We start from the raw sequence: 7,735 nt of genomic DNA, 5'->3' as shown, positions 1-7,735 counted from the left end.
GCCCCACCTCGGGCGGCGGGCCCCCCGGTCCGGGCGCGGTGCTGCGGGGTTCGGTCAGCGATGACTGCACTCGGCCAACCTAGCGGCGCGGATGCACCGAGAGCGGCTTTGTCACGTCCGGCATTCAACGCGTGTCTGAACTCCTGGCGTGACCGGGGGCCCTCCCCGCAGCCGGGACGCGAAGAAGCCCCGGACCCTGTGCGGGTCCGGGGCTTCTTCGGGGCGATCAGCCCTGAGCGGTGTGGCTCAGTTGCCGGTCAGCTTCTCACGGAGCGCAGCGAGCGCCTCGTCCGAAGCAAGGGTGCCCTCGACGGGAGCCGGGGCGTTGCGCGGGGCGCGCTCGCCGCGGTCGGCGCGGTCGGCGTCATCCGCGTCGGCGACGTCACCGGTCGCGGACGAGTAGGACGTCGCGGAGCCGGCGTTGGCCGCAGCCTCGGCGTCGGCCTTCGTCGCGGCGTCGACCTGCGTCTTGTGCGCCTCCCAGCGGGCGTGGGCCTCGGCGTACTGACGCTCCCACTTCTCGCGCTGGGCGTCGAAGCCCTCGAGCCACTCGTTCGTCTCCGAGTCGAAGCCCTCGGGGTACTTGTAGTTGCCCTGCTCGTCGTACTCCGCGGCCATGCCGTAGAGCGTCGGGTCGAACTCGGACGCCGAGACGGCCTGGTCGTTCGCCTGCTTGAGCGACAGCGAGATGCGACGACGCTCGAGGTCGATGTCGATGACCTTGACGAAGATCTCGTCGCCGACGTTGACGACCTGCTCCGGCAGCTCCACGTGGCGCTCGGCCAGCTCGGAGATGTGCACGAGGCCCTCGATGCCGTCCTCGACGCGCACGAACGCACCGAAGGGGACGAGCTTGGTGACCTTGCCGGGGACGACCTGGCCGATGGCGTGCGTGCGAGCGAAGTGCTGCCACGGGTCCTCCTGCGTCGCCTTCAGCGACAGGGAGACACGCTCACGGTCCATGTCGACGTCGAGCACCTCGACGGTGACCTCGGTGCCGACCTCGACGACCTCGGACGGGTGGTCGATGTGCTTCCACGACAGCTCGGAGACGTGGACGAGACCGTCGACGCCGCCGAGGTCCACGAACGCACCGAAGTTGACGATCGAGGACACGACGCCCGAACGGACCTGGCCCTTCTGGAGCTCCTTGAGGAACGTCGTGCGCACCTCGGACTGCGTCTGCTCGAGCCAGGCACGGCGCGACAGGACCACGTTGTTGCGGTTCTTGTCGAGCTCGATGATCTTGGCCTCGATCTCCTTGCCGACGTACGGCTGGAGGTCGCGGACACGGCGCATCTCGACGAGCGAGGCGGGCAGGAAGCCGCGGAGGCCGATGTCGAGGATGAGACCACCCTTGACGACCTCGATGACGGTGCCGGTGACGACGCCGTCCTCTTCCTTGACCTTCTCGATCGTGCCCCAGGCGCGCTCGTACTGCGCACGCTTCTTGGACAGGATCAGACGGCCTTCCTTGTCCTCCTTCTGGAGGACGAGGGCCTCGACCTCGTCACCGACCTTGACGATCTCGCCGGGGTCGACGTCGTGCTTGATGGACAGCTCGCGCGAGGGGATGACGCCCTCGGTCTTGTATCCGATGTCGAGCAGGACCTCGTCCCGGTCGACCTTGACGATCACACCCTCGACGATGTCGCCGTCGTTGAAGTCCTTGATGGTGGCGTCGATCGCCGCAAGGATGTCTTCCTGAGAGCCGATGTCGTTGATCGCAATCTCAGGCGCGGTCTTCTCGACCGTGTTGGCAGTCATGTAGTAGGAACTCCGATTGTGGACGGTTAGATTGGTGACCTCGCGACGGTGACCTGACGGCCCGCGCCCCGATGTCTTGTGGACAGGTTGAACACTGATCGTGCGCACACGAATGTGCTCGGCAATCCTATCCGCGCTGTCAGTACCCGGTCAAAAGAGAGCACGTATGCCGTGAGCACGCCCACCGAGGCCACCCGACGACCCGCTCCCCCGACCGAGACGGCCACGGCCAACCGCACGTGGTGGGACCACGAGGCCACGTCGTACTACGTCGAGCGCGGGTCGTTCCTCGGGGACACCGACTTCGTCTGGGGACCCGAGCGCCTCCGCGAGGAGGACGCCCGCCTGCTCGGTGACCCCGCCGGGCAGGTCGTCCTCGAGATCGGCGCCGGCTCGGGCCAGTGCTCACGCTGGCTCGCCGCCCACGGCGCGACGGTCGTGGCCACCGACCTGTCCGCCGGCATGGTCGCGACCGGAGTCGCCGTCAACGACAGCCTCGACCCAGCCCTCGCCGCCACGGTCCACGTGCCGTTCGCACAGTGCGACGGGCGCGCCCTCCCGTTCGCGGACGCGTCCTTCGACACGGTCTTCACGGCATACGGCGTCGTGCCGTTCGTCGCGGACTCCGACGTCGTCATGGCGGAGGCCGCTCGCGTGCTGCGGCCCGGCGGCCGGTTCGTCTTCTCGACGACCCACCCCGTGCGGTGGGCCTTCCCCGACGATCCGGGTCCGGGCGGGCTCACCGCTCGCCACTCCTACTTCGACCGCACGCCCTACGTCGAGCAGGACGACGCGGGACGGGCGACGTACGTCGAGCACCACCGCACGATCGGGGACCGGGTGCGCGAGATCTCGGCCGCCGGGCTCGTGCTCGTCGACCTCGTGGAGCCGGAGTGGCCCGAGGGGCACGAGAAGCCCTGGGGTGGGTGGTCGCCGCTGCGCGGGCGGGTCATCCCCGGCACGGCGATCTTCGTCTGCCACAAGCCGCGCTGAACGGCTCTCCGCCGGAGACGCCGAGAGGCCAGGAGCTGGTCCTGGTTCGTGGCCTCCCGACAGCAGCGGTCCGAAGCGGTCAGAGGAAGCGGCGCCTCAGCAGCACGGAGCCACCCGCGAGGCCGAACACGCCCGCCGCAGCGGCCGCGCGGCCGGCGTTGGCGGAGCCTGCTCCGTCGACACCCGCGAGCTCGTAGGAGTAGGCCGTCGCGCCGGCCGCACCCTCAGGGGCGCCGTAGGCCATGCCCTCGGCCTTGGCCCGCCGGGCACCGACCTCGATGAGGGCGTACTTCTCGCCGTAGTCCGCCGCCGTCGCCTTGCCGGCCTCGACGAGCTTCTTCGTCCCCTCGTCGGACAGGCGCTGAGCCCCGTCCTTGAGCTGCGGCGCCCCCGCGGCGGCATCCGTGAGACCGGCTGCCAGCTGGCTCGTGCCCCCGGCCGCGTCGGCGAGGCCGTCGGACAGCTGACCGGCACCGTGCTCGAGCTTGGCGGTCCCGTCGTCGAGCTGCCCCGCACCGTCCGCGAGCATACCGACCCCGGCATCGAGCTGGTCGGCACCGGTCGCAAGGTCAGTGGACCCGTTCGCGAGCTTGGCGGCACCTGCTCCGAGGTCCTTGGCCCCGGTCGCGACCTGCGACGTGCCGCCGTGGACCTGGTCCGCACCGATCGTGAGCTGATCGATGGCGTCGAGCAGGTCGACGCCACCGAGGCGGAGCGCGTCCACGCCGTCCTGGAGGTCGTTGACGCCGCCGCGGAGGGTCTTGTCCTTCGCGTGGTCGGTCGGCGTGCCGATGCCGCCCTGCACCTTGCCGACGACGCCGTCGACGAGCTTCGTGACGCCGCCGTCGACGAGGTCGACACCCTCGAGCAGGCCCGGGACCTTCGGGTCGCAGATGCCGGCGAGCGTCGTGTTGCTCAGGCCGCACTCGACCTTGACGAGACCAAAGGCCGCGTCGCTGAGCTTGYCCTTGAGCAGCCCAAGACCGCCGGAGACCTTCTCCAGCCCGGCCTTCGCATCCGTGGTGTCCTGACGCAGGGTCGACAGGCCGCCCGCGACCTGACCCAGCACGGTCTTGCAGAAGGTCCCGCAGTCGGCTGACCCGCTCGCGAGCGCGACTCCGCCGTCGAGCCGGTCGATCCCACCGCCTGTGGCGAGCGCGCCGGCAAGTCCGGCGTGGACCTGGTCGACGCCGCCCTTGAGCTGGTCGATGCTGCCGTCCGTCTCGGTGGCGGCCGCGAGACCCGCGCGGATCTGGTCGACCCCGTCGATGAGCGTGCCGTCCTGGCCCTTCGCGCCCAGGCCGGCGCGCAGCTTGGCGATACCTGCGTGGAGCGGCTTCGCCTCGTCCGGGAGACCGCCGACGCCGTCGAACAGCTGGGTCAGGCCCGCGTCGACCCGGTCGAGACCGTCGGCGACCTGGGCGAGACCATCGAGCAGCTCGGGCGCGTTGTCGCCCACGAGGTGCAGGCCCTGGGCGACCTGGGCTGCGCCGCCATCCACCTGCGCCGCGCCGCCGCTCAGCTTCTTCGCGCCGGCGTCGAGCTGGCCGGCGCCGTCTGCGACCTGACCGGCTCCGTCCGCGACCTGGGCTGAGCCGTCCTTGGCGGCGCCCGCACCGGAACGCAGCTTCGACGTGCCGTCCTTGAGCTGGCCGGCACCGCTGGCGAGTGCTCGTGACCCGGGCAGGGCCTGGGCACCGAGACCCGCGTCGAGCTTCTTCGCGCCGTCGCGCAGCTGGATGAGACCGGCGAGCATCGTGCTCGCTCCGTCGCGCAGCTTGAGCAGGTTGGCGTCGATCTCGGTGGCACCGGCAGTCAGGGTCGCACCGGTCGTGGCACCACTCCTGTAGCTCGCGGCGCCGCCCTTGAAGGACGGGCTGTCGAGAGGGCTCACCGGCAGCGCCGACACGTTGGCCTCGGGCAACGTGCCGTCGACGATGTCGGCCGCGTAGCCGAAGGCTGCGGTGGGCGTGCCGATGGGGCCGAAGAGCGTCATCGTGAAGGTCAGCTTCGTCCCGCCGCGACCGTCGCCGGCGACGTTGGCCTCCTTGGAGCTGACGTTCGTGAACCTGTCGGGCAGCGTCGTCGTGAGCGAGCCGACCATCGGGATGACGACGCTCTGAGTGGCGGAAGCGTTGTGCCCGGTGCCGTCGTCGAAGGTGATGACCTGGGGGGTCCCCGTCACGTTCTTGACTGTGTAGCGCACCTCCAGGTGGCCGCTGCGGCCGAGGAGGTCACCGGGCTCGACGGGCCGGCCGTCGAGCAGGTAGGCGACCTGGACCTCGAGCGGCAGCTTCTTCGTGAAGTCGCTGACGGTCCGGAGCTGCTGCTCGCCGTCGACGTCGAAGCGGCCGACCATGACGCCGTCCTTGACATCGAGGCCACCGAAGCCGTCGAGGTTTCGCAGGCCCTGCGCCTCGACCGGGTTGCGCAGGTCGACGGTGCCCCGGCCCTTCATCGCGACCTGCTCGTAGACACGGGCGACGTCGACCTTGCCCGAGGCGTCGAGGTAGGCCTGCACCGTCTCTGTGTTGGAGACCTGCACCGAGCCACTGCCGGCGGCGGCCGCCGGTGTCGCAGCGAGCAGGAGAAGCGTGGGCATGGCCGCCAGTCCGGCGACGATGGTGGCGAGGGTCCGCTTGCTCATCGGGTGGCTCCCGTCATGAGGCCGTCGAGGTCGGTGGTGGCGTCGGAGTCCTTGGAAGACGTCTCGGCTTCGTCGGCGGACGCACGATGCCGCGCGGGTGAGCCGGACGGGTTCGCCTGCGCCGCAATCAGGTTCGTTGCCAGGTACCCGAGGCCGACGGCAAGGAGCACCGTCGTGGCCGCGGCCGGGGACTCCCTGAGGAACTGCGACGGGGCGTTCGTGTAGACCGACTCGTAGGCGCCCACGATCGAGGCAGCGCCGACCAGACCGCTCCACAGCGGCAGGCGGCCACGGCTCGCGGCGGTGACGACCGCGATGAGTGCCACGACGACGAACGCGGCGACGGCGCGGCCGGCCGACGAGTCGGGCAGCACCGCGGCACGCAGCGCGAAGCCGAGCCAGGCGAGCAGGAAGCCGGCGAGGAAGCCTGCCACCTTCCCCCAGGCGGGTCGGTGTGGGACGAGTCCGAGAACACCGCCGAGAGCCGCGCCGAGAAGGGCGACGTGCTCGAGGTCGAGACCGAGCGTGCTGCTCAGTCCGATGATGACCGCCGCGAAGACGGCGAGACACAGACCTGTGACCAGGCTTCTGACCATGTCCACCTCACAGTAAAAGCACCCGTCTCCGTTGGCGGGTGCAAGTTACCGGTCAGTATGTCGGCGAGACCAAGATGACGAGCGACAAATGGGTTAAGAGGCCCAACCGTGCCCAAACCGTGACCCGAGCGACATTTCGACTCACTCTCGTGGGAGTGACGAGCGACGGGCTAGTGCGCTGCGTCGTGCCAGGAGTGCCCGACGCCGACGTTGATGTCGAGCGGCACATCGAGCTCGGCGGCATGGCCCATCTCGTGGCGGACGAGCTTCTCGACGTCATTGCGCTCACCGGCCGCCACCTCGAGGACGAGCTCGTCGTGGACCTGCAGCAGGATGCGGGACTTCGCCCCGGCCTCGACCAGCGCCCGGCCGACGCCGATCATCGCGACCTTCATGATGTCGGCGGCCGAGCCCTGGATCGGAGCGTTGAGCGCCATCCGCTCGGCCATCTCGCGGCGCTGCCGGTTGTCGGACGTCAGGTCGGGCAGGTAACGGCGACGGCCGAACATCGTCGCGGTGTAGCCGGTCCCCCTCGCCTCGGCGACGACCTCCTTGAGGTAGTCGCTGACGCCACCGAAGCGCTCGAAGTAGCCGTCCATGAGGCCGCGCGCCTCCTCGGTGCTGATGGTCAGCTGCTTGGAGAGACCGAAGGCCGACAAGCCGTAGGCAAGACCGTAGGACATCGCCTTGACCTTCGAGCGCATGGCCGAGGTGACGTCGTCGGGCTCGACGCCGAACACCTTCGAGCCGACGAACTTGTGGAGGTCCTCACCGGTGCGGAAGGCCTCGATGAGCCCCTCGTCGCCGGACAGGTGCGCCATGACGCGCATCTCGATCTGGGAGTAGTCGGCCGACATGAGCGCGTCGTAGCCCTCGCCCACGACGAAGAGCTCGCGGATGCGACGCCCCTCCTCGGTGCGGATCGGGACGTTCTGGAGGTTCGGCTCGGTGGAGCTGAGACGACCCGTGGCCGCGATGGTCTGCAGGTACGTCGTGTGGATGCGGYCGTCGTCGGCCACCGACTTCTGCAGCCCCTCGACGGTGACGCGCAGACGCGCCGCGTCACGGTGACGCAGCAGCGCCTCGAGGAAGGGGTGCTCGGTCTTGGTGAAGAGGTCGGTCAGCGCGTCGGCGTCGGTGGTCCAACCGGTCTTCGTCTTCTTCGTCTTCGGCATGCCGAGGGTGCCGAAGAGCACCTCCTGGAGCTGCTTGGGCGAGCCGAGGTTGATCTTCTCGCCGCCGATGGCGTCCCAGGCGTCCTGCTGGGCCTGCGCGACCTTGGCGGCGAAGTCGCCCTCGAGGGAGTCCAGGCCCGCCACGTCGACGGCGATGCCGGTGCGCTCCATGCGGGCCAGGACGTCCACGAGCGGGATCTCCACCTCGGCCAGGAGCTGCTCGCCACCGGTGGCGGCGACCTGGTCGTCGAGCACGGCGGCGAGGTCGCGCACGGCGGTCGCGCGCACCATCTCCTTCTGGGCGGCCTGCTCATCGGCGTCGCCGCCGAAGTCGAGCATGCCCTGACCGTCGGTCGGGGCCGACCCACTCAGCTCGCGGTGCAGGTTGCGCAGCACGAGGTCGTCGAGGTGGTAGGTGCGCTGGTCGGGCTTGACGAGGTATGCCGCGAGCTGGGTGTCGCTCGTCAGCCCGCCGAGCGACCAGCCGCGGGCGGCGAGGGCCTCGATCGGACCCTTGGCGTCGTGCATGGCCTTGGGGCGCGTGGCGTCCTCGAGCC

5 protein-coding genes are annotated in these 7,735 nt (G+C 70.0%); 1 reads left to right on the top strand and 4 read right to left on the bottom strand.

Going from position 1 to position 7,735, the window contains the following annotated elements; all coding sequences use genetic code 11:
• Positions 1 to 246: 246 nt before the first annotated feature.
• Positions 247 to 1,767: a 30S ribosomal protein S1 gene (gene rpsA / locus AC1DP0_RS14560; RefSeq protein WP_478085262.1), complete on the bottom strand. Its 1,521-nt coding sequence runs from the start codon at positions 1,765 to 1,767 to the stop codon at positions 247 to 249.
• Between the two features lie 171 nt (positions 1,768 to 1,938).
• Between rpsA and AC1DP0_RS14555 the strand changes: the two genes are divergently transcribed.
• Positions 1,939 to 2,760 carry a class I SAM-dependent methyltransferase gene (locus AC1DP0_RS14555; RefSeq protein ID WP_478085261.1) on the top strand — a complete coding sequence of 274 codons (822 nt, stop codon included), beginning with the start codon at positions 1,939 to 1,941 and terminating at the stop codon, positions 2,758 to 2,760.
• Between the two features lie 79 nt (positions 2,761 to 2,839).
• Here AC1DP0_RS14555 and AC1DP0_RS14550 read toward each other — a convergent pair whose 3' ends face one another.
• The 3 genes from AC1DP0_RS14550 to polA all read right to left on the bottom strand — a co-directional run.
• Positions 2,840 to 5,407 (bottom strand): hypothetical protein, encoded by a 2,568-nt coding sequence (locus AC1DP0_RS14550; protein ID WP_478085260.1) that lies wholly within the window; start codon positions 5,405 to 5,407, stop codon positions 2,840 to 2,842.
• Positions 5,404 to 6,003 (bottom strand): hypothetical protein, encoded by a 600-nt coding sequence (locus AC1DP0_RS14545; protein ID WP_478085259.1) that lies wholly within the window; start codon positions 6,001 to 6,003, stop codon positions 5,404 to 5,406. The genes AC1DP0_RS14550 and AC1DP0_RS14545 overlap by 4 nt, the downstream gene beginning before the upstream one ends.
• 170 nt (positions 6,004 to 6,173) lie before the next feature.
• On the bottom strand, positions 6,174 to 7,735 hold a 1,562-nt coding region (gene polA / locus AC1DP0_RS14540), incomplete at its 5' end, for a DNA polymerase I (protein WP_478085258.1).

The sequence above is a fragment of the Terrabacter sp. P5_B1 genome, assembly GCF_056400505.1.
Note: the sequence above shows the minus strand (reverse complement) of the source record. Positions and strands in the feature narration are given on the sequence as shown.

What these genes read in the sequence shown, in the direction of transcription:
- rpsA (WP_478085262.1), bottom strand. Translation starts at nt 1,767, where the DNA reads ATGACTGCCAACACGGTCGAGAAGACCGCGCCTGAGATTGCGATCAAC.
- AC1DP0_RS14545 (WP_478085259.1), bottom strand. Translation starts at nt 6,003, where the DNA reads ATGGTCAGAAGCCTGGTCACAGGTCTGTGTCTCGCCGTCTTCGCGGCG.